Source organism: Pusillimonas caeni, assembly GCF_003545815.1.
GTDB lineage: Bacteria > Pseudomonadota > Gammaproteobacteria > Burkholderiales > Burkholderiaceae_B > Pusillimonas > Pusillimonas caeni.
This window is the reverse complement of sequence record NZ_PDUW01000016.1, coordinates 9,383-27,885: the sequence shown is the minus strand read 5'-3', so window position 1 is coordinate 27,885 and position 18,503 is coordinate 9,383. Positions and strand designations below refer to the sequence as shown.

The 18,503-nt window shown below is 65.4% G+C and carries 15 protein-coding genes and 1 other RNA gene; 14 read left to right on the top strand and 2 right to left on the bottom strand.

The features are described from left to right. Window positions 1-233 precede the first annotated feature (233 nt). Entirely contained in the window at window positions 234-599 is a 366-nt protein-coding gene (locus CSC67_RS20940; protein ID WP_118996414.1) for a DUF4870 family protein, read from the top strand. 83 nt (window positions 600-682) lie between these two features. On the opposite strand, the gene CSC67_RS20935 is transcribed toward CSC67_RS20940, so the two are convergent. After that, the gene (locus CSC67_RS20935; protein WP_118996413.1) at window positions 683-955 is read right to left on the bottom strand and encodes an SWIB/MDM2 domain-containing protein; all 273 of its coding nucleotides are present in this window, start codon (window positions 953-955) and stop codon (window positions 683-685) included. 151 nt (window positions 956-1,106) lie between these two features. Here CSC67_RS20935 and pyrC point away from each other — a divergent pair, with 151 nt between their 5' ends. Then, the gene (gene pyrC, locus CSC67_RS20930) at window positions 1,107-2,174 is read left to right on the top strand and encodes a dihydroorotase (RefSeq protein ID WP_118996415.1); all 1,068 of its coding nucleotides are present in this window, start codon (window positions 1,107-1,109) and stop codon (window positions 2,172-2,174) included. A 29-nt stretch (window positions 2,175-2,203) separates the two neighbouring features. On the opposite strand, the gene CSC67_RS20925 is transcribed toward pyrC, so the two are convergent. Next, complete coding sequence (locus tag CSC67_RS20925; RefSeq protein ID WP_118996412.1) at window positions 2,204-4,063, bottom strand: ATP-binding cassette domain-containing protein; 1,860 nt, start codon at window positions 4,061-4,063, stop codon at window positions 2,204-2,206. 109 nt (window positions 4,064-4,172) lie between these two features. On the opposite strand from CSC67_RS20925, the gene rnpB reads away from it, so the two are divergent. From rnpB to CSC67_RS20865, 12 genes are all read left to right on the top strand, one after another. Further along, window positions 4,173-4,586: RNase P RNA component class A (gene rnpB / locus CSC67_RS20920), an RNA gene on the top strand. 262 nt (window positions 4,587-4,848) lie between these two features. Next, the gene (gene mraZ, locus CSC67_RS20915; RefSeq protein ID WP_026067993.1) at window positions 4,849-5,277 is read left to right on the top strand and encodes a division/cell wall cluster transcriptional repressor MraZ; all 429 of its coding nucleotides are present in this window, start codon (window positions 4,849-4,851) and stop codon (window positions 5,275-5,277) included. Between the two features lie 7 nt (window positions 5,278-5,284). Beyond that, a complete protein-coding gene (gene rsmH, locus CSC67_RS20910) occupies window positions 5,285-6,349 on the top strand; it encodes a 16S rRNA (cytosine(1402)-N(4))-methyltransferase RsmH (RefSeq protein WP_118996411.1) in 1,065 nt (354 codons plus the stop codon). After that, window positions 6,349-6,657, top strand: a complete 309-nt coding sequence (gene ftsL, locus CSC67_RS20905) for a cell division protein FtsL (RefSeq protein ID WP_118996410.1) — start codon at window positions 6,349-6,351, stop codon at window positions 6,655-6,657. The genes rsmH and ftsL overlap by 1 nt, the downstream gene beginning before the upstream one ends. After that, on the top strand, window positions 6,654-8,390 hold the full coding sequence (locus CSC67_RS20900) for a peptidoglycan D,D-transpeptidase FtsI family protein (protein WP_118996409.1): 1,737 nt from the start codon (window positions 6,654-6,656) through the stop codon (window positions 8,388-8,390). Before ftsL ends, CSC67_RS20900 begins: the two co-directional genes overlap by 4 nt. Beyond that, window positions 8,387-11,188 carry a bifunctional UDP-N-acetylmuramoyl-L-alanyl-D-glutamate--2,6-diaminopimelate ligase MurE/UDP-N-acetylmuramoyl-tripeptide--D-alanyl-D-alanine ligase MurF gene (gene murF / locus CSC67_RS20895; protein ID WP_118996408.1) on the top strand — a complete coding sequence of 934 codons (2,802 nt, stop codon included), beginning with the start codon at window positions 8,387-8,389 and terminating at the stop codon, window positions 11,186-11,188. Before CSC67_RS20900 ends, murF begins: the two co-directional genes overlap by 4 nt. Further along, complete coding sequence (gene mraY / locus CSC67_RS20890; protein WP_118996407.1) at window positions 11,178-12,350, top strand: phospho-N-acetylmuramoyl-pentapeptide-transferase; 1,173 nt, start codon at window positions 11,178-11,180, stop codon at window positions 12,348-12,350. The genes murF and mraY overlap by 11 nt, the downstream gene beginning before the upstream one ends. Beyond that, a complete protein-coding gene (gene murD, locus CSC67_RS20885) occupies window positions 12,347-13,876 on the top strand; it encodes a UDP-N-acetylmuramoyl-L-alanine--D-glutamate ligase (RefSeq protein WP_118996406.1) in 1,530 nt (509 codons plus the stop codon). The genes mraY and murD overlap by 4 nt, the downstream gene beginning before the upstream one ends. Beyond that, on the top strand, window positions 13,873-15,066 hold the full coding sequence (ftsW, locus tag CSC67_RS20880) for a putative lipid II flippase FtsW (RefSeq protein WP_118996405.1): 1,194 nt from the start codon (window positions 13,873-13,875) through the stop codon (window positions 15,064-15,066). Before murD ends, ftsW begins: the two co-directional genes overlap by 4 nt. After that, window positions 15,063-16,136: an undecaprenyldiphospho-muramoylpentapeptide beta-N-acetylglucosaminyltransferase gene (gene murG / locus CSC67_RS20875; RefSeq protein WP_118996404.1), complete on the top strand. Its 1,074-nt coding sequence runs from the start codon at window positions 15,063-15,065 to the stop codon at window positions 16,134-16,136. The genes ftsW and murG overlap by 4 nt, the downstream gene beginning before the upstream one ends. Then, window positions 16,133-17,539: a UDP-N-acetylmuramate--L-alanine ligase gene (murC, locus tag CSC67_RS20870; RefSeq protein WP_118996403.1), complete on the top strand. Its 1,407-nt coding sequence runs from the start codon at window positions 16,133-16,135 to the stop codon at window positions 17,537-17,539. Before murG ends, murC begins: the two co-directional genes overlap by 4 nt. After that, the gene (locus CSC67_RS20865) at window positions 17,536-18,501 is read left to right on the top strand and encodes a D-alanine--D-alanine ligase (RefSeq protein WP_118996402.1); all 966 of its coding nucleotides are present in this window, start codon (window positions 17,536-17,538) and stop codon (window positions 18,499-18,501) included. Before murC ends, CSC67_RS20865 begins: the two co-directional genes overlap by 4 nt. The last annotated feature ends 2 nt before the right edge of the window (window positions 18,502-18,503 follow it).

Below are 18,503 nucleotides of genomic sequence, written 5' to 3'. Positions count from 1 at the left end.
CGAACAGGACCGTGAAACGCCTTTGCGCCGATGATAGTTGGCATTCGCCTGTGAAAGTAGGTCATCGTCAGGCTCTTACTCCGCAAAGCCCCTGCATCCCATCGATGCAGGGGCTTTGTCCTTTGTGAAGCTCCGCCGCTTCGTGCTCGGATGAAAACGGCCTAGGTCGTAGACGCCCATAAACGGGTAAAATAGGTCGATCAAAATATCCGACTTATCGTTTTGGAGGGTCTATGCCTGAAGTCCTGCCGCCAGAGAATTCCAGTGGTCTGTCCATGCGCACACTGACGCACGTCGTCTATGGCCTATTTACCCTGGGTCTGATCAGCGCGGGGTTCCTCGGGCTGGCCGCCATCGCGGCGGTGGTCGTGGCCTATCTCAAGCGAAGCGACGCGGCGGGCACGCTCTACGCGGGCCATTTCGACTGGGTCATCAAGACCTTCTGGTGGGGCCTGCTGTGGTGCGTGCTAAGCGCCCTGGCGACCTTCATCTTCATCGGCTGGATCACCGGCATGATCGCCCTGATCTGGATCATCTACCGCATCGCGCGGGGCTGGCTGGCCTTGTTCTCGGGCAGTTCGCCACAGGCGATCGACTGAGCCCGCCGCCTCAAATGAAAAACGCTGCTTGAAGCAGCGTTTTTTTATGCCTGCGGCGGCTGCGCCGAGCCGCGAAGCCGGTATTACTTGAGATGTCCGCTGACCAGTTTGGTGAGTTCGAACATGGACACCTGGTCTTTGCCGAAGAGAGGGCGCAGCTTGTCGTCGGCGTTGATGTTGCGCCGGTTGGCAGGATCCTGCAAATCATGCTTTTTGATGTATTCCCAGATTTTCTTGGTGACTTCGGTGCGAGGGAGCGGTTCGGCACCGATGATGGCGGCCAGAGTGGGGCTGGGAGTCAGTGGCTTCATAAAGGCCGCATTGGGCTTGCGTGCGGATTTTGCGGATGTTGCCATAGGGTTGTGCTCCAATAGGGGTGAGTGAGTCATTTTCCTGCAGCATAACTTGAGTTGCCGCCAAAGACAAAGCAATTTGTGCCTGAATCCGGCAAAACCCGCCTGGCACGAAGTAATATGGTGGTTTCCGCAATCTTTGTGTTTCATTTTCATGCAGATCACCGATAGCACTCTGACTCTCATTCGACCCGACGACTGGCATCTGCATCTGCGCGACGGCGCGGTACTCGAGTCGGTGGTGGCCGACTCGGCGCGCCAGTTCGGCCGCGCCATCATCATGCCCAATTTGAAGCCGCCCGTCACCACCACGGCCCAGGCCCTGGCTTACCGAGAGCGCATCAAGGCGGCGCTGGCCAAGGCCGGGGTGGCTCAGGGCGTTTTCACGCCGCTCATGACGCTGTATCTCACCGACAACACCCCGGCGGAAGAGATCGCGGCGGCGGCGCGTTCGGGCGCGGTGCATGCGGTCAAGCTGTATCCGGCCGGCGCCACCACCAATTCCGCCGCCGGCGTCACAGACTTGCTGGGCAACTGCGGCGAGGCGCTCGAGGCCATGCAAAAGCACGGCATCCTTTTGCTCATGCATGGCGAAGTCACCGATCCCGCCGTCGATGTGTTCGATCGCGAGGCCGTCTTCATCGAAAGGGTGATGGTCCCCTTGCGCAAGCGCTATCCCGAATTGAAGGTGGTGTTCGAACACCTGACGACCCGCGACGGGGTGGACTACGTCAAGCAGGCCGACGGCCCCGTGGCCGCCACCATTACCGCCCACCACCTGCTGTACAACCGCAACGCCCTGTTTCTGGGCGGCATGCGCCCGCATTGGTACTGTCTGCCGGTGCTCAAGCGGGAAACCCATCGCCAGGCCCTGGTCGAGGCGGCCACCAGCGGCGACAAGCGTTTTTTCCTGGGAACCGATAGCGCCCCCCACCCGCGCGGGCTCAAAGAGCATGCCTGTGGGTGTGCGGGATGCTATACGGCGCTTCACGCCATGGAGCTCTACGCCACGGCCTTCGAAGCCGCCGGCCGGCTCGAGGCGCTCGAGGCCTTTGCCAGCCTCAATGGACCTGCCTTTTATGGCCTGCCCGTTAATGAGGGCACCCTGACGCTGCACAGGCGCACAATGACGATTCCCGATGAACTGCCCATGGGCAACGCCACCGTCGTGCCTTTGGCGGCCGGCGAAGAGCTCGGCTGGCAGGTCGAGGCGCAGGGCTGAGACAATACGGCCGCGGCGCAAGGCGGCGGTCAGCCTGTCTGCTTGCCTTCCAGCGTTTCCCAGCGCTCGAACAATGCGGCCAGTTCGTCCTCGAGAGTTTGCAGCGTGCGATTGATTTCTTCCACCTCGTCCGGGGCGTCGCGATACAGACTGCCGTCGGCAAGGCGCGCCGCCAGTTCAGCCTGCTTCGCCTCGATCGCAGCGATGACGTCGGGCATGTCGTCCAGTTCTTTCTGTTCCCAGGTCGCCAGCCGCCCGGGCCGGTTGTTTTTTTTCCTGGCTGCTTGAGGTGAGTCTTGGCCGACGCCTTCGGCTTTGGACGGCTTGCCCTCGCTTGATGCGCCCTGGGCGCCTGCTTCGCCGGGCGCTTTGCGCGCCGGCTGCAGCGCGGGCGGGGCCGGCCTTTGCGCCAGCCACTCGTCATAGCCTCCGACGTATTCGCCCCAGCGGCCGTTGCCCTCGTAGGCCAGGGTTTGCGTCACGACATTGTTCAGGAATTCGCGGTCGTGGCTGACCAAGAGCACCGTGCCTTGATAATCCTGCAGCAGCGTCTCGAGCAGTTCGAGCGTCTCGATATCCAGGTCATTGGTGGGCTCGTCCATGACCAGGATATTGGTGGGGCGGGCAAAGAGCCGCGCCAGGACCAGCCTGGCCCGTTCGCCGCCCGACAGGCTGCTGACGGGAGAGTGCGCCCGGGCCGGTGAAAACAGAAAGTCTTCGAGATAGCTCATGATGTGCTTTCTCTGGTCGCCGATCTCGACCCACTCGCTGCCGGGGCTGATGGTGTCGGCGACCGTGACGTTCTCTTCGAGCTTGGCGCGCATCTGGTCGAAATATCCCACCGTCAGGTTGACGCCGAGCCGCACCTGCCCCTGGTCGGGCGACAATTCGCCCAGAATGATCTTGAGCAGCGTGGTCTTGCCTGCGCCATTGGGGCCGATGAGGCCGATGCGGTCCTGGCGCATGATGGTGGTGGAGAGGTCGCGCACGATGATCCGCTCGCCGAATGCGTGGCTGACATGGGTCAGCTCGGCGACGAGCTTGCCCGAGCGCTGGCCTTCCGCGATGGCCAGGTTGACGTTGCCCACCCGCTCGCGCCGGGCGGCGCGTTCGCGGCGCAGCGCTTCCAGGCGCCGCACCCGTCCTTCGTTGCGCGTGCGGCGCGCTTCGACGCCTTTGCGTATCCAGGCTTCTTCCTGGGCAAGCACCTTGTCGAACTTGGCGTTCTGCTGCTGCTCGGCCTGCAGCCATTCCGCCTTGCGGCGCTGCCAATCGCTGAAATTGCCCGGGAAGCTGAACAGCCGGCCGCGGTCGAGCTCGATGATGCGCGTGGTGACCACGTCTAGAAAGCGCCGGTCGTGGGTAATGAGGATCACGGCGCATCGTGCCGCCAGCAGGCGTTTCTCGAGCCAGTCTATGCCTACGAAATCCAGGTGGTTGGTGGGCTCGTCCAGCAGCAGCAGGTCGGGTTCGTCGGCCAGGGCGCGCGCCAGGGCGACTCGCTTGCGGGTGCCGCCCGACAAACCGGCAATGGACGCTTCGCCGTCCAGTCCGAGTTCGTCGATGAGCGCCTGTACGCGGGCGGGCCGCACCCAGTCCTCGCTTTCGTTGATGTCGCCGCACAGCGTTTCGAACACCGTGGCGCTTTCGTCCAGCAGCGGTTCCTGTTCGACGGTGGCGACGCGCAGCCCTCCGAGCCGCTTGATGTCGCCGTCGTCGGGCGCGGTGCGTCCGTCCAGCACCTTGAGCAGAGAGGACTTTCCGGCACCGTTGCGGCCGATCAGTCCGATGCGCTCGTCCGACTGCACCGTCAGATCGGCATGGTCGAGAAGAGGGTGGTGGCCGTAGGCGAGCTGGACATCGGTGAGTGTAATGAGGTTGACAGCCATAAATAATATATAGAGAAGCGGGTAATGCTATTCGGAGGACAGGGGCAGCCGACTGCAATCGCTATTGTCGCAGGTTGTCGATGGGGTAGTGCGGTTACAATAGAAGCGCAAGGCAGACCGGGCAATCGCGGTATTTCGATATCGAGGAAGGTCCGGACTCCACAGGGCGGGATAACGGCTAACGGCCGTCCGTTCGGGTCCGCGGCTTCGGCCGCGATCCGGGCGAGGAACAGGGCCACAGAGACGAGTCTGCCGCGAGGGCGCACAGCGCGTGCGCACCCGTACGGCCATCTCCGTACGGCGCGTTCTGTCAGCAGGGCGCGGCGCGGCAGGGTGAAACGCGGCAACCTCTATCCGGAGCAACATCAAATAGGCATGCGCTGGTCCTTCGGGGCCTGAAGGGCGGCCCGCCCGAGCATGCGGGTAGATGGCTAGAGCGCGTCAGCAATGGCACGCCCAGAGGAATGATTGCCCGCCGGACCTGTCCGGCGTACAGAATCCGGCCTACAGGTCTGTCTTGCCTTCCCTTCTTTGCTACCGGCTCCGGTATGTAAACAAAAGCAAAGCCCGCTGCCGCGCGCTGTGGGCCACGATCGCACAAAGCACTTTTACATCATTCTGCAATCCATTGATTTCTTTGCCATTTTTCTGGGCTAACCTGCACGGTTTCGCCTGTAAGTGCTTGTTGTCATTGAAAAAAACGCAATTTAGCGCTTGACCGGTGACGAAGCATCCCGTAGAGTGGGGCAAAGTAGGATTTTGTGCAAAAAAGTGGGGATAAATAGGTGTTCCAGGGAAGCAGCGCACTCACATTGGATGCCAAGGGGCGGATCTCGATTCCGACCCGGCACCGTGACGCGCTTCGTTCGCAGGTCGAGGGCCGGCTGACCCTCACCCGGCATCCCGATGGTTGCCTCCTGGTCTATCCCCGCAATGTCTGGGAACAGAAGCGCGAACAGATCGCCGCTTTCCCCGCCTCGGCCAGGCCGCTGCAGCGCCTGCTGCTGGGCAACGCCCAGGACGTCGACATGGACGGTTCGGGCCGCATTCTGGTGGCCCCCGAGTTGCGCCAGGCGGCGGGGCTGACGCGCGAAGTCATGCTGTTGGGTATGGGTGGGCACTTCGAGTTGTGGGATGCGGCCGAGTGGGCGCGTTCCGAAGCCGAAGCGCTGGCGCAGGGCATGACCGACGCCCTCGATAATTTTTCGTTCTGAAGTACCAATGGAGTTCACACACCGGCCCGTGCTGCTCGAGCCCACGGTCAACGCCCTCGTTGATCCCGGCTTCGACGCCAAGTCGCGTGTGTTCTCGCAGGAGGGCGCCGTCCTGCGTCCCGACGGGGTGTATGTGGACGGAACCTTCGGCCGGGGCGGGCATAGCCGCTTGCTGCTGTCGCGGCTCGGACCGGGCGCCAGGCTGGTGGTTTTCGACAAGGACCCGATGGCGATACGGGCCGCTGCAGAACTTCAGGGCCGGGACGCCCGGGTAAGTGTGGTGCATGGAGGCTTTGCCTCCATGTTGGAAGAGCTGAAGGCCCTGGGCCTGACGCAGGTGGATGGCGTCATGCTCGACCTGGGTGTGTCGTCGCCCCAGATCGACGATGCCGAAAGAGGTTTTTCATTCATGCGTGAAGGCCCTTTGGACATGCGCATGGATACGAGCCGCGGAATGACCGCGGCTCAATGGCTGGCAGAGGCCAGTGTAGAAGAGATCAAGGAGGTCATAGCGAAATATGGCGAAGAACGGTTTGCTTTCCAGATTGCAAAGGCGATTGCTGGTCGCCGCGAATCCCGGCCGCTGCGCACAACGCTCGACCTCGCCGAGCTCGTCGCCGGTGTCGTCCGCACGCGCGAAAAGGGTCAACATCCGGCCACTCGCACCTTTCAGGCTCTACGGATTCACATCAATCAAGAGCTCGAAGAGCTCGCGCGCGCCCTCGCGGCAGCTTTAAGGCTCTTGGCTCCGGGAGGGCGCTTGGCGGTGATCAGTTTCCATTCTCTCGAAGACCGCATGGTCAAGCAGTGCATCGCCGCGGCGCGCCGCCGCAGCGAGGCGCAGGCCCGCCTGCCCATTCCCGAGAAGGACATGCCCCAGCCCATTCTCGAGCCGCTGGGCAAAGTGCTGCCCTCGGCCGAAGAGGCGGCGGGCAATCCGCGCGCGCGTTCGGCCGTGTTGCGCGTCGCCCGACGCACCGATGCGCCGCTCCCTGCTGATGCGGGGGCTTCTTTCATCAACGAGATCCGCCTGGTGCCCCAGGCGGCCTCCCGGTCCAGGAGGAAGAACTGATGGGCCGGCTCAGCATCGTCTTCGCCATTCTGCTGATGCTTTCCGCCATCTCGCTGGTAACGGCGCGGTATCAGTCGCGCCAGCTGTTCGTGGCCTCGGAGCGCCAGGCCGCGCAAGCGCGCGAGCTGGACACCGATTGGCGCCGCCTGCAGCTCGAGCGCGCCGAACTGGTGCGCAACGCCCGCATCGATGAGATCGCCCGACAGGATCTGGGCATGCTGCCGGCCTCGCCGGACCGCACCCTGTACCTCAAGGGCGATTTCGTTCCCATGCCGGCGCCCCGCGCTTCCGGCGGAGGGCGACCATGAAGCGCGTGCGTTTCTATGACAGTCCCGTGTTGAGCATCCAGATGCCGATGTGGCGCGCCCGCCTCGTGCTGATCCTGCTGATGCTGGGCTTTGGGGCGGTGGTGGTCAAGGCCCTGTACCTGCAGGGCATGTCCAAGGATTTTCTGCAGCAACAGGGCGAGCGCCGCTACGAGCGCACGCTGGTGCTGCCCGCGACGCGCGGCAAGATATTCGATCGTACCGGAGAGGTCGTGCTGGCCTCCAGCGTGCCCGTCCGCGCCATCTGGGCCATTCCTGAAGACGCCAAGGAAGCCACCGGCGAGCAGCTGGCGCAGTTGGCCCGGCTGCTCGAGATGCCGGTGCGCGACATCCAGGGCAGGCTGGTCAATGAAGACAAGAACTTCGTCTACATCAAGCGGCAGGTGTCGGTCGAGATGGCCGATCGCATCAAAGAGCTGAAGATTCCCGGCATACACCAGCAGGCCGAGATGCGCCGCTTTTATCCGGAAGGCGGCATGACGGCCCATGTGCTGGGTTTCACCAATATCGAGGACAAGGGCCTCGAAGGGGTGGAGCTTACTTTCGACCAGGAACTGTCCGGCACGCCGGGCAGCCGCCGCGTGATCCGCGACCGGCTGGGCCGGGTCGTCGAGGACGTGCAGGCCGTGGTGCCGCCGGTCGACGGCCAGGACCTGCGGCTGTCGCTGGATGCGGGCCTGCAGTTCGACACCTATGCCGCCTTGAAAAAGGGCATGGAAGAACACAATGCGCGCGCCGCGGCTGGGATCGTGCTCGATGTCAAGACGGGCGAGATACTGGCGCTGGTCAATCTGCCCACCTACGACCCCAATCGGCGCGACGACCGCAAGGGCGACGTGCTGCGCAACCGCGCCATCACCGATACTTTCGAGCCGGGCTCCATCATGAAGCCGTTCACGGTGGCCCTGGCGCTGGATCTGGGCAAGGTCACCACGGCCACCAAGTTCGACACCGGCAACGGCCGCTATCGCTATCAAGGCTCGGTCATCTCCGACGTGAGCCGCAACGGCGTGCTCGATGTCGCCGGCATCTTGCGGCGTTCGAGCAATATCGGCATGACCATGATTTCCGAGCGGCTGACCTCGCAGGAAATGTGGACTAAATTTACCGAGCTGGGTTTCGGCCGGGCGCCGCACACCAATTTCCCCGGGGTGGCGTCGGGCAAGCTTCGGCCCTGGGAGCGCTGGCGCCCCATCGAGCGGGCGACCATGGCCTACGGCTACGGCTTGTCGGCCTCCCTCTTGCAGGTGGCGCATGCCTACACCGTTTTTGCGCGCAACGGCGACATGGTTTCATTGACCTTGCTCAAGCGCGAGGGCAAGCCTACGTCGGTGCAGGTGTACAAGCCCGAAGACGCGGCATTGATACGCTCCATGCTCGAAGCCGCGGCAGGTCCCGACGGCGCCAAGCTGGCGCAGGTGCAGGGCTATCGCGTGGCCGGCAAGAGCGGCACGGCGCGCAAGATCGTCGACGGACGCTACAGCACTTCAAAGTATCGCAGTTCTTTCGTCGGGTTTGCTCCGGTGTCGGATCCCCGCATCGTGGTTGCCGTGACCCTGGACGAGCCCCAAGGCGGCGCTTATTACGGCGGCCGCGTGGCGGCGCCCGTCTTTTCCACCATCGTGGCAAGCAGCTTGCGGCGCATGGGCATACAGCCCGACGCCCCGTTCGAGTCTCTGGTCGCAGTCGGCAACTCCGGGGAGTCGCAAGAATGAACACGCCGCAATTGATCGCCTGGATGGAAAGCCACGCTCCACGCGCCGCGCAATTGTGCCTCGATTCGCGCCTGGTCCAGCCGGGCGATGTGTTCTTTGCCTGCCCGGGCTCGAAAAGCGACGGGCGGCTCTACATTCGGCAGGCGATCGACAAAGGGGCGGCGGCCGTGCTGGTCCATGCGGGCGAAGGGCCGGAGCCCATCGGCGAAGCCGCGGTGCCCGTTCTGGAGGTCGACGGGCTTGCGGTCAGGCTGGGCGAACTGGCCCATGAATGGTATGGGCGTCCTTCCGAAGCGCTGTCCGTGGTGGCGATTACCGGCACCAACGGCAAGACCTCGTCGGTGCAGTGGCTGGCGGCCGCGCTCAATGAAGACGGCGTGCCCTGCGGCACGGTGGGCACCTTGGGCGTCACATTGCCCGACGGCACCAATCTGGGCGGCGCGCTGACGACCCCCGATGTGCTGACCATGCACCGCAGCCTGGCCGCCATTCGCGATGCGGGCGGTACGGTCGCGGCGATCGAGGCCTCGTCCATCGGACTGGATCAAGGCCGGCTCGATGCCGTCCACATCCGGATCGCGGGCTTCACCAACCTGACCCACGACCATCTCGACTATCACGAAACCATAGAGCGCTACAAGGCCGCCAAGTTCGCCCTGTTCCACAGGCCAGGGCTGAGCGGCGCCGTCGTCAACATCGACGATCCGGTCGGGCGCGAGCTGGCCTTGCAGATCGGCGGGATGAGCCTGGACACGTACTCCCTGGGACTGGACGCATCTGCGTCGATCCAGGCCGGCGACATACATACCGGCACATACGGCCTGGTCTTCAATCTGTCCGTTGCCGAGCGCACGGCCCAGATCGTCACGCGGCTCGTGGGCCTGCACAATGTGTCCAACCTGTTGCTGATCGCCGGCGTGCTGGGGCAGCTCGGCTGGTCGGTGTCGCGCATCGCCCGGGCCCTGTCGGCCTTGCGTTCGATCGGAGGGCGGCTGCAGATCGTCGAGGCCTTGAATTGCGGCCGGAGCGAGCCGGATGCAAGCGATCCCATGGTGGTGGTCGATTATGCGCATACTCCCGATGCACTGCATCGGGCCCTGGAGGCGTTGCGCGATACCGCCGGCTCTCGCGGCGGGCGGCTGATCTGCGTGTTCGGCTGCGGCGGCGACCGCGACAAGGCCAAGCGTCCCGTGATGGGCCGGCTGGCCGGGCAGTTCGCCGACCGGGTCGTTCTTACCAACGACAATCCGCGCTCGGAGGATCCGCTGGCGATTCTGGACGACATCCTGCGCGGCATGGAAGGCCAGCCGCTGGTCGAGCCGGACCGCGCCGCGGCCATATTGCAGGCAGTGTGGCAGGCCGATCCGGCCGACGTCGTACTGCTGGCGGGCAAGGGCCACGAAACCTACCAGGAAACAGCAGGGCAGCGCAGTCCTTTCGACGACCGGGAGTGGTCGAGACTGGCGCTGACCTGGCGGCGGGGCGCTTCGCTGAGCTCGGACTCGCGCCGCATCGCACCGGGGCAGATCTTCCTGGCCCTTGCGGGCGAGCGCTTCGACGGCCATGCATATCTGGAACAAGTGCGCCAGGCGGGCGCCTGCGCCGCCATCGTGGCGCGGCGCAATCCCGACGTGGAGCTGCCCCAGTTCGAAGTGGGCGACACCGCTTGCGCCCTGAGGCTGCTCGGTTCGCAGTGGCGGCGGCGCTTCGATATTCCGGCCATCGCCGTCACGGGCAGCAACGGCAAGACGACGACCAAGGAAATGATCGCATCCATCCTGCGCGCCTGGGTGGGCGACGAGGCCGCGCTATGGACGCAGGGCAACTTGAACAACGAACTGGGCGTACCGCTGACCCTGCTTAGGCTCAAGCCCGCCCATCGGGCGGCAGTCTTCGAGCTGGGCATGAATCATCCGGGCGAAATCGCCTTGCTGGCGGATATGGCGCGGCCCACCGTCGCACTCGTCAACAATGCCCAGCGCGAGCACCAGGAGTTCATGCATACGGTCGAGGCGGTGGCGCGCGAGAACGGCAGCGTATTCAACGCTCTGCCCGAGGACGGCGTGGCCGTCTTCCCGGGCGGCGACGCCTACACCGATCTGTGGCGCGAGCTCTCGCAAGGGCGGCGCGTGCTGTCTTTCGGCCTGGAGACGGATTTCGACGTCTACGCAGACGAAATCCGCGCCGAACCGGCCCGCACGGGCTTCCGTCTCAATACGCCCGGCGGCTCGGCCTTCGTGCAGCTTGGCGCACCGGGCCTGCACAATCTGCGCAATGCGCTTGCCGCGGCGGCTTGCGGCCTGGCCGCCGGAGCGCCCCTGGCCGCGATCGTCGGCGGCCTGCAAGGCTTCGATCCGGTAGCGGGGCGCATGCAGCCGCACGCATTGCCCGGCGGGCTGCAACTCATCGACGATACGTATAATGCCAACCCCGATTCAGTCAGGGCCGCCATCGACGTGCTGGCCCAGTTGCAGGGGCGCAAGGTGCTGGTACTGGGCGATATGGCGGAAGTCGGGGCGGACGGCCCGGCCATGCACGCCGAAGTGGGCGCCTACGCCCGCGAGCGGGGCATCGACGCATTGCTGACTTTCGGCCCCGCCGCCCGCGGCTGCGCCCAGGCGTTCGGGAGCAACGCCTATTCTTTCGACGACATCGAGGCGCTGCTCGAGCGCCTCTTCAGTTTGATCCCGGCCAATATTCTAGTGAAGGGCTCCCGCAGCACACGTATGGAACGAGTAGTTCAAGGATTTGCACAACGACTCCAGGCACAGGCCGAAGGAGACCACAATGTTGCTTGAACTGGCCCGCTGGCTGTCCGACTCCCACCTGCGTGCGTTCGGCGTCGTCGAATACATCACCTTCCGCGCCGTGCTGGCCTGCGGCACGGCCCTGCTGATCGGCCTGGTGGCGGGGCCCATGGTCATCCGCAAGCTCACCGAGCTCAAGATCGGCCAGGCCGTGCGCGGCTACGGGCCGGAATCCCACATACAGAAGAACGGCACGCCCACCATGGGCGGCGCGCTCATCCTGATTGCCGTGGCGGTCAGCACGCTGTTGTGGGCCGACTGGACCAACCGCTTCGTCTGGGTCGTGCTGCTGGTGACCTTCGGCTTCGGCTGGATAGGCTGGGCGGACGACTACAAGAAAGTCGTCAACCGCGACCCCGAGGGCATGTCGGCCCGCCGCAAATTCTTCTGGCAGGCGCTGATCGGGCTGGTGGCCGCCGTCTATCTGACCTTCGCCGTGTCCGCGCCCGCCAATGCCGAGCTCTGGCCGCTGTTCCGCGACTGGGTGCTGAGCGGCTTCACCTTGCCCCTGCCCACCCGGGCGGACCTGATCGTGCCCTTCTTCAAAAGTGTCAGCTATCCGCTGGGCGTGGTCGGCTTCGCCGCGTTGACCTGGTTCGTCATCGTGGGCACCAGCAACGCGGTCAATCTGACGGACGGCCTGGACGGCCTGGCCATCATGCCCACGGTCATGATCGGCAGCGCACTGGGCATCTTCGCCTATGTGGTCGGCCGGGTCGACTATTCCAAATACCTGCTGTTTCCCTACATTCCGGGGGCGTCCGAGGTCATGGTATTGTGCGCCGCCATCGCCGGCGCCGGCCTGGCCTTTCTGTGGTTCAACGCGTATCCCGCCCAGGTGTTCATGGGCGATGTGGGGGCGCTGGCCCTGGGCGGCGCGCTGGGCACCATTGCGGTCATCGTCCGCCAGGAAATCGTGCTTTTCATCATGGGCGGCGTGTTCGTCGTCGAAACCCTCTCCGTCATGGTGCAGGTGGCTTACTTCAAGTACACCAAGCGACGATATGGAGAAGGCAGGCGGATATTGCGCATGGCGCCGCTGCATCACCATTTCGAGGTGGGCGGCTGGAAAGAAACCCAAGTGGTGGTCCGCTTCTGGATCATCACCATGATTCTCGTATTGATCGGTCTGGCGACACTCAAGCTGCGATGAGCGATTTTTCCTTTTCCTCGATCCGGAGCGACGCCCATACCCTTATCCTGGGTCTGGGGCTGACGGGTGCGGCCGCCGCGCGGTGGTGCGCCCGGCATGGCGCGCCCCTGCGCATCCTGGATACGCGCGAGACGCCCGGAGGGCTGGACGCCTTGCGCCGGGAGCTCGGCGAGGCCGAAGTGGATTATCGGCTCGGCGCCCGCCACTTCGACGATGATGTCCTGCAAGGCGTCGGCAGCATCGTGATCAGCCCGGGCCTGTCGCCGCGCGACGAGTCGGTCGCCGGGCTGCTCGCCCTGGCTCGGCAGCAAGGCATCGAGATCATCGGCGAAATCGAGCTTTTCGCCCGCGCGCTGCGCGACATGGCCGGACAGGGATATGAGCCCAAGGTGCTGGCCGTCACCGGCACTAACGGCAAGACGACGGTCACCTCGATGACCCGCGACTTCGCCGCCGCCAGCGGTTTCCAAGCACGCGCGGCGGGCAATATCGGCCCCGCGGCGCTGGCGGCCTTGCTCGATGCCTGCGACCAGGACCAGCTGCCGGACGTCTGGGTGCTCGAGCTGTCCAGCTTCCAGCTCGAGTCCACACACAGCCTGGCGCCGGACGCCGCCGTGGTGCTCAATGTGACCCAGGACCACCTGGACTGGCATGGTTCGATGGAGGCTTACGCCGCGGCCAAGGCCCGCCTGTTGCATGCGGCGCGCATTGCGGTCGTCAATCGCGACGATGCGCTCGTTGCCGCCATGGTCGATGACATGCGGTCCGTCACCGTCCGCAGTTTCGGCCGGGATGCGCCGCATTGGGAAGGCGATTTCGGCCTGGACGGCAATTCCGGCCTGAGCTGGCTGGCTTGCGGCGAGCCGATGGATTTCGATCCTCCGGCCCCGACGGGCCGCCGCAAGAAGGCGGAGCCCAAGCCGCAAAGGCCCGAGGGACGCCCCTTCCGCCTGATGCCGGTCGACGCGCTGCGTGTGCGCGGAATGCACAACGCCTTGAACGCGATGGCGGCGCTATGCCTGGTGCGCTGCCTGGGCGCCGGTTGGGCGGGCATGCTGCACGCCTTGAGGGACTATGCCGGCGAACCCAATCGCACCGAGTTCGTGCGCAGCGTGGGCGGCATCGATTTCATCAACGACAGCAAAGGCACCAACGTCGGCGCTACCCTGGCGGCGCTCGAGGGACTGGGCCAGCCGGCGGTGCTGATCGCGGGCGGGTTGGGCAAGGGACAGGATTTTTCACCGCTGGCGCAGGCCGTGCGCGAACACGCGCGCGCAGTCGTGCTGATCGGCCAGGACGCCGGCGTCATTGCGCAGGCGTTGGGCGACGAGGGGCCGTCCATCGAAAGGGCCGGGTCCATGCAAGAGGCGGTCGAGCGCAGTTTCGAGCTGGCCCGGCCGGGCGATGCGGTATTGCTGTCGCCCGCTTGCGCCAGCATGGACATGTTCCGCGATTACAGCCACCGCGGCCAGGCCTTCGTCGACGCCGTCGAGGCGCTGGCGCTCGACAAAGGGGAGGTCGCATGAGCCTGTTCGCCGAACTGACGTCCAGCGTCAATGCCGTGCGGCCCGGACGCACCACCATGCCCAGCTTCGACTATTCCGTCATCATCGCCACCACGGGCCTGGTGCTGTTCGGGTTGTTGATGGTGTACTCGGCTTCGATCGCGCTGGCCGACGGCCCCCGCTACGAAAGCTATGGGCGCTATTACTTCGTTGTACGCCATGGGGCCTTCGTGAGCCTGGGCCTGCTGGCGCTGGGCGTTGCGCTGAGCATCCCGATGCGGGTCTGGCAGAAAGCGGCCGTGCCGCTGTTCCTTCTTTGCATGCTGCTGCTCATCGTCGTCCTGGTGCCCGGCATCGGCCGCGAGGTCAACGGCGCTCGCCGCTGGCTGCCGCTGGGTTTCATCAACTTCCAGCCCTCCGAGCTGATGAAGGTGGCCATCCTGCTGTTCGCGGCGGAATATACGGTGCGCAAGCAGGAGCACATGCACAACTTCGTGCGCGGCTTCATGCCGATGGCGTGCGCGCTGGCCGCCGTGGGCATGGTGGTGCTGGCCGAGCCCGACCTGGGCGCCTTCATGGTCATCGTCGCCATCGCCGTGGGCATCCTTTTCATAGGCGGCATCAATGGCAAGCTGTTCTCCAGCCTGCTGGCGGTGCTGATCGGCAGCTTCCTGTTGTTGATCTGGCTTTCTCCCTGGCGGCGCGAACGGCTGTTCGCCTATCTGGATCCCTGGAACCCCGACAACGCCTATGGCAGCGCCTACCAGTTGTCGCACTCCCTGATCGCCCTGGGCCGCGGCGAATGGTTCGGCGTCGGCCTGGGCGCCAGCGTGGAGAAGCTGCACTACCTGCCCGAGGCGCATACGGACTTCATCGTGGCCGTCATTGGCGAAGAACTCGGCTTTGTCGGGGTGTCGGTGCTGGTCATCGTCTTTGCCTTCCTGGTCTGGCGCGCTTTCGACATCGGCCGGCAGGCGATCGCCATGGAGCGCATCTTCAACGGCCTGGTGGCCCAGGGCGTGGCCGTGTGGTTCGGCGTCCAGGCTTTCATCAATATAGGCGTGTGCGTGGGCCTGTTGCCCACCAAGGGCCTGACGCTGCCTCTGGTCAGCTACGGGGGATCGAGCATCGTCATGAACCTGGTGGCGGTGGGCCTGCTGCTGCGGGTCGACTTCGAGAACCGCAACATGATGCGAGGCAAGCGGACATGAGCGCGCGCACCGTACTGATCATGGCGGGCGGCACCGGCGGACACATCATGCCGGGCCTGGCCGTGGCGCATGAATTGCGGCAGCGGGGCTGGCGCGTGGTGTGGCTGGGCCATCCCGAGCGCATGGAAGGGCGCCTGGTTCCGCAACACGACATTCCATTGCAGCCGCTGCGCTTCGCGGGCGTGCGCGGCAAGGGCCCGATGGCCTTGCTCAAGCTGCCGTTCGCCCTGGCCAGCGCCTGCGGGCAGGCATGGCGGGCCTTGGAGGCCATCAAGCCGGACGTCGTCCTGGGCATGGGCGGCTATGTCGCGTTTCCGGGCGGCCTGATGGCCCGCCTGCGGCGCGTGCCCATCGTGGTGCACGAGCAGAATGCCGTTGCCGGCACGGCCAATCGCCTGCTGGCGCGCATGGCGCGTAAAGTTTTGGCGGGATTCCCCGGCGCCTTGCCCGGCGCCCTGATGGTGGGCAACCCGGTGCGGGAAGAGGTCTTGCGCCTGCCTGCTTCGGATGAACGCTATGGCCGGCGGAGGGGCCCTTTGCGCCTGCTGGTGGTGGGTGGAAGCCTGGGCGCCCAGGTGCTGAACGAAGTGGTGCCGCTGGCTCTGGCGCTATTGCCCCGGCAAGAGCGCCCCGAGGTGGTTCACCAGGCGGGGGCGCAGCACATCGAAAGCCTGCAGCAGCGCTATGCGCAGGCCGGCGTCCAGGCCGAGTGCCATGCCTTCATCGACGATATGGCGGCGCGGCTGGGCGAAGCCGATCTCTTGATCTGCCGCGCCGGCGCCATGACCGTGGCCGAAGTGGCGGCGGCCGGCGTGGCGGCCCTGTTCATTCCCTTGCCGCACGCCATAGACGACCATCAGACGGCCAACGCCCGCTATCTCAGCGACTGCAACGGGGCATGGTTGTGCAAGCAGGCCGGCTTCACGCCCGACTGGCTGGCCGGCTGGCTGAAGGAACGCAGCCGCGAAGAGCTGGCTCGCTATGCCGGACACGCCCACGAGCATGCCAGCCTGAACGCGGCGCAACAGATCGCGGACGCCTGCGAACACGTGGCAGGGAGGGCCGCATGAAACATAGAATACAAAGCATCCACTTCGTCGGCATCGGCGGCTCGGGCATGAGCGGCATCGCCGAGGTCCTGCTCAACCTGGGCTACGCCATCAGCGGCTCGGACGTCCAGGAGTCGAGCGTCACCCGGCGCCTGGCCGATCTGGGCGCCCGGGTCAGCATCGGGCATGACGCCGCCAACGTCGAAGGCGTGGGTGCCATCGTCACCTCGACCGCGGTGTCGGCGGACAACCCGGAGGTGCTGGCCGCGCGCGCGGCCCGCATTCCGGTCGTGCCGCGCGCCCTGATGCTGGCCGAGCTGATGCGCCTGAAGCGCGGCATCGCGGTGGCCGGAACCCATGGCAAGACCACCACCACCAGCCTCGTGGCCAGTGTGCTGGCTGCCGGCGACCTGGATCCCACCTTCGTCATCGGCGGAAGGCTGACCTCGGCCGGCGCCAATGCGCGCCTGGGGCAGGGCGAGTTCATCGTGGTCGAAGCCGACGAGTCCGACGCGTCCTTCCTGAATCTGCTGCCGGTGATGGCCATCATCACCAATATAGACGTGGACCATATGGACACCTATGGCCACGACCTGGCGCGCCTCAAGAGCGCCTTCATCGAATTCACGCATCGCCTGCCCTTCTACGGCAGCGCCGTGGTGTGCAGCGACGATGCCAATGTGCGCGAGATCATTCCCCTGATTTCGCGGCCGGTCACCACCTACGGCCTCAATCCCGATGCGCTGGTGCGGGCCGTGAACGTGCGGCCGGACGGCACCCGCATGACGTTCGACGTCGAGCGCCGCAGTGTGGCGGGGCCGCTTCCCTCGCTGTCCGTGCGCCTGAATCTTCCGGGCCGGCACAACGTGCTCAACGCGCTGGCCGCCATCGCGGTGGCCACCGAACTGGGCGTGGGAGATGCCGCGATCGCCGAGGCGCTGGAGGCCTTCAACGGCGTGGGCCGGCGCTTTACACAAGTGGGGGACTTCGCCGTTTCCAAGGCCCGCGGCGGCGGACGCTTCACCTTGGTCGACGACTACGGCCACCACCCTGTCGAAATGGAAGCGACGCTCGATGCGGCGCGCGGCGCATGGCCGGGGCGCCGCATCGTGCTGGCCTTCCAGCCGCACCGCTATACCCGCACGCGCGATTGCTTCGAGGATTTCGTGCGCGTGCTCAGCCAGGCCGACGCGGTATTGCTCAGCGAGGTGTATGCGGCGGGCGAGGCGCCGCTGGTGGCCGCGGACGGCCGGGCGCTTGCGCGCGCGATTCGCGTGGCGGGCAAGGTCGAGCCGGTATTCATCGAAGACGTGGCCGATATGGCCGCGTCCATCCTGGATTTCGTGGAGGACGGCGACGTCGTCATCGTCATGGGCGCGGGTACGATCAGCCGGGTTCCCGCGCGTATCGGAGAGTTGGCATGAGCAGCAGGTTTGGCCACGTGGGCGTGTTGTATGGCGGGCATTCCGCCGAGCGCGAGGTCTCGCTGATGTCGGGGCGCGGCGTGCATGAAGCCTTGTGCCGCGCCGGCGTCGACGCCCACTTGTTCGACACGGGCACCCGCACGCTGACCGATCTGGTCAATGCAGGCTTCGATCGCGTGTTCATCGCCCTGCACGGGCGCTATGGCGAGGACGGTACGCTGCAGGGCATGCTCGAGTTGATGAAGCTGCCGTACACGGGCAGCGGCCCGCTGGCGTCCAGCCTGTCGATGGACAAGGTCATGACCAAGAAGGTGTGGCTCCATGAAGGCCTGCCGACGCCCGACTACGTGGTGCTGAACGACGAAGAGGGGCTGGACGCCGCCGCGGATCGCCTGGGGCTGCCCTTAATCATGAAGCCGCCGCACGAGGGGTCGACCATGGGCGTCACCAAAGTGACCGACCGTTCGCAGCTGGGCCGGGCCTACCGCCTGGCCGCGCGCTTCGACGCCGCCGTGCTGGCCGAGCAGTTCATAGAGGGACGCGAACTGACCGTGCCGCTGCTGGGCGGGCCGCGCAACGCCCGTGCACTACCCATCGTCGAGATCGTGGCGCCCGGCGGCAACTACGACTACGAACACAAATATCTTTCGGACGAGACGCAGTACATATGTCCGGCGCGTCTCGATGCCGAACTCACCGAACGCATCCTGCGGTTGGCGGAGCGCTCGTACGAAGTGCTGGGCTGCGAAGGGTGGGGCCGCGCGGACTTCATGCTCGATGCGCAAGGGCGTCCCTGGCTGCTCGAAATGAATACGTCGCCCGGCATGACCAGCCATTCGCTGGTGCCCATGGGGGCGAAGGCGGCCGGGATGAGCTACGAGGAACTGTGCCTGGCCATCCTTGAAACCGCATCGTGCAAGGTGGCGGCGCCCAGCGCCGAACCGGTCGAGGGAGGCGCGTAATC